This is a genomic window from Saccharopolyspora sp. NPDC002578 (genome assembly GCF_053592695.1).
In genome coordinates, this window is sequence record NZ_JBSFWJ010000156.1 from 1 (window position 1) to 3673 (window position 3673).

Sequence of the window (3673 nt, forward strand, 5' to 3'; positions counted from 1 at the left end):
AACCTCAGTCGGTCTCTCGCTGCGGGATCTTTTTCCCAAGTGGCTCCGCCACGAGGGAAAAAGCTGTCCTCGCGAGAGACCGACTGAGAACCCGCGGGTGAGCGGCTTCTTGACGTGGGCTATGCGCTGACGCGCATACAGGCACGGCCTTCGGCCGCAAGGCGGGGTTGCTTCGCCGCGCCCGAGACGCTGGGGGTTAGAGGCCTAGTTCTCGGGCGATCAGCATTCGTTGGACTTCGCTGGTTCCTTCGCCGATCTCCAGGATCTTGGCGTCGCGGTAGAAGCGGCCCACGGGGGTTTCGTTCATGAAGCCGTAGCCGCCGAAGATCTGGGTGGCGTCGCGGGCGTTGTCCATCGCGGCATCGGACGAGGTGAGCTTCGCCAGCGCGGCCTGCTTGCGGAACGGTTCGCCGCGCAGCATCCGGGACGCGGCGTCGTAGTAGGCGAGCCGCGCGTTGTGCGCGCGCAGCTCCATGTCGGCGATCTTGAACTGGATCGCCTGGTACTCGCCGATGTGGTGGCCGAACGCTTCGCGTTCGCCCGCGTAGCGCAGGCACTCGTCCACGCAGCCCTGCGCGAGCCCCGTGCCGAGCGCGGCGATGGCGATGCGGCCCTCGCTGAGGATCGACAGGAACTGCGCGTAGCCCCGGCCGCGTTCGCCGAGCAGGTTCGCGGCGGGCACCCGGCAGTCGTCGAAGGCCAGCTCGTGGGTGTCGGAGGCGTTCCAGCCGACCTTGGAGTACTTGGGCGCGACGGTGAACCCGGGCGTGCCGGAGGGCACGATGATCGTGGAGATCTCCTTGCCGCCGTCGGGTTTGGTGCCGGTCACGGCGGTGACGGTGACGAACGCGGTGATGTCCGTTCCGGAGTTCGTGATGAACGCCTTGGAACCGTTGATGACCCACTCGTCGCCGTCGAGCACCGCGGTGGTGCGGGTGGCTCCGGCGTCGGAACCGCCGCCCGGTTCGGTGAGTCCGAACGCGCCGAGGACCTCCGCGCCGCACAACCGGGGCAGCCACTCCCGCTGCTGCTCTGCGGTGCCGAAGCGGTAGATCGGCATGGTGCCGAGGGACACGCCCGCTTCGAGCGTGATCGCCACCGACGAGTCGATCCGCGCGAGCTCCTCCAGCGCCAGGCACAGCGTGAAGTAATCGCCGCCCATGCCGCCGTGCTCCTCGCCTACGGGCAGCCCGAACAGGCCCATCGACCCCATGGTCCGCACCAGCGGGTACGGGAACTCCTCGCGCTCGTAGTAGCCGCCGATGACGGGAGCGATCTCCTTGCGCGCGAAGGTCCGCACCGAGTCGCGCAGCGCTTCGTGATCTTCGCCGAGCCGGTGGTCGATCATGTCAGTGCTCCTCGGGGTGGGAAGGGTGTGCGGTGAGCACGGCGAGCGCTTCGTCGAGCGCCACCGGTGTTCCGGGGCGGGCGGTGACCGAGGTGACGGTCCCGTCCAGCGGGGCGGTGACGGTGTGCTCCATCTTCATCGCCTCCACCACGAACAACGTCTGTCCTCTTCGGACTTCCTGGCCCGCGCTGATCTCGACCGACAGCACGGTGCCCGGCATCGGGCTGGTGATCGCGCCGCCCGATCCGGCGCCGCGCTCGGCTCGTTCGGCGAGCAGCCGGTGTTCGGTGACGGCCCAGGTGCGGCCGTCCGCGGCGAGCCAGGTGGTGTCGCCCTCGCGCGCCCGGCGGTAGCGGCGGACGCGGGAGCGGTAGGTGACGGTGAGCCGGTCGCCGTGCAGCACCGCGCTCGCCGGGCCCGCCTCGCCGTCCAGCGAGACCTCCGCGTCGGCCGCGCGACCGCGCACCCGGACCTCGGCGTCGGCGTAGCGCCACGTGCTCCAGGCGGGTTCGCCGAGCCGCCAGCCGCCGGGCACCTGCCACGGGTCGGCGACGGCGTCGTCGGGTTCGGCGGCGGCGAGGTCGGCGAGCGCCGCGGCGACCAGCACCTCCGGGTGCACCGGCTCGGCGGTGAGCTCCGCCAGGTTCCGCTCGACGAGCCCGGTGTCGAGTTCGCCCGCGCGCACCTCGGGGTGATCGAGCAGCGCGCGCAGGAACGCGACGTTCGTGGTCACGCCCAGCACCGCGGTCTCGGCAAGCGCGGCGTCGAGCCTGCGCAGCGCCGCGCCGCGATCGGGCCCCCAGGTGATGACCTTGGCCAGCATCGGGTCGTAGTCCGAACCGACGACGGTGCCCGCCGCGATGCCGGAATCGACCCGCGCACCGGTGGGTTCGTGCACCGCCAGCACCCGCCCGCCGCTGGGCAGGAAACCGCGGGCGGGGTCTTCGGCGTAGACGCGGGCCTCCGCGGCGTGGCCCTCCAGCGACAGGTCCTGCTGCGCGAACGGCAGCCGCTCGCCAGCGGCGATCCGGACCTGCCACTCGACGAGGTCGAAGCCGCGCCGGCCGCCGACGATGGTGACGAGCTCGGTCACCGGGTGCTCCACCTGCAGCCGGGTGTTCATCTCCATGAAGAAGAAGTCCTCCGGCCGGTCGGCGGAGACGATGAACTCCACGGTGCCCGCCCCGACGTAGCCGACCGAGCGCGCGACGGAGACCGCGGCTGTCCCGATGCGCTGCCGGGTCTGCTCGTCGAGCAGCGGCGACGGCGCCTCTTCGATGATCTTCTGGTGGCGCCGCTGCAGGCTGCACTCGCGTTCGCCGAGGTGCACCACGCCGCCGTGCGCGTCGGCGAGGACCTGCACCTCGATGTGCCGGGGACGGGCGACGAAGCGCTCCACGAACAACGTGTCGTCGCCGAAGGCCGCGCCCGCTTCCCGCCGGGCCGAAGCGATCTGCGCGGGCAGCTCCGCGGGGTCCGAGACGAGCCGCATGCCCTTGCCGCCGCCACCGGCGGACGGCTTCAGCAGCACCGGGAACCCCACGTCGTGCGCGGCGTCGACCAGGTCGGCGTCGGTCATGCCCGGGTCGCTGCGGCCGGGCACGACGGGCACGCCCGCTTCGGTGACGGTGGCCTTGGCGCGGATCTTGTCGCCCATCGCCTCGATCGCCGCGGCCGGTGGCCCGATGAACAGGAGCCCGGCTTCGGCGCAGGCCCGCGCGAACTCGGTGTTCTCGGACAGGAATCCGTAGCCCGGGTGCACGGCCTGCGCACCGGACCGCACCGCCGCGTCGACGACCCGCCGCACGGACAGGTAGCTCTGCGCCGCACTGCTCGGTCCGATGTGGACGGAGGTGTCGGCTTCGGCGACGTGCCGAGCGTCGCGATCGGCGTCGCTGTGCACCGCGATGGCCCGAATGCCCAGCGCACGCAGGGTGCGGATCACCCGGACCGCGATCTCCCCGCGGTTGGCCACCAGCACCGCGTCGATCCGGCCACCCTCAGCCGGCACCGCCTCGCTCTCCACCGCACTCACCTCATTCCGTTGCCGCGCACGAACAATCCCGTTCACCGAACACCTCGCACCGAGGACCAGCTTCGCGATCTCTTGATCTGTGTCTTGTCAGCGGCGGAGCCGCTGAGCAGCGACCACGCACGCAGATCGACCACCCGCGGGTTCTCAGCGGTTTCCTCGCGAGGACGGCTTTTTCCCTCGTGGCGGAGCCACTCGGCTCGAAGCCGGTTCCGCCGCCGGTGGCGAGGCGGGCCCGGTGCACTCCGCCGGGCTCTCCGTCGTGCGCGAAGTGGCGTGGCGCGAAACCGACC

The 3673-nt window shown here is 71.5% G+C and carries 2 protein-coding genes; both read right to left on the reverse strand.

The window, feature by feature from the left end; translation table 11 throughout:
* Window positions 1–196: 196 nt before the first annotated feature.
* Window positions 197–1348 carry an acyl-CoA dehydrogenase family protein gene (locus ACWD38_RS30210; RefSeq protein WP_184484505.1) on the reverse strand — a complete coding sequence of 384 codons (1152 nt, stop codon included), beginning with the start codon at window positions 1346–1348 and terminating at the stop codon, window positions 197–199.
* Window position 1349: 1 nt separating this feature from the next.
* Window positions 1350–3374, reverse strand: coding sequence for an acetyl/propionyl/methylcrotonyl-CoA carboxylase subunit alpha (locus ACWD38_RS30215; protein ID WP_450125439.1), 2025 nt, complete (start codon window positions 3372–3374; stop codon window positions 1350–1352).
* Between the last annotated feature and the right edge of the window lie 299 nt (window positions 3375–3673).

Bases quoted from the DNA above. Each gene is read 5' to 3' on its own strand.
- ACWD38_RS30210 (WP_184484505.1), bottom strand. From the start codon at position 1,348: ATGATCGACCACCGGCTCGGCGAAGATCACGAAGCGCTGCGCGACTCG.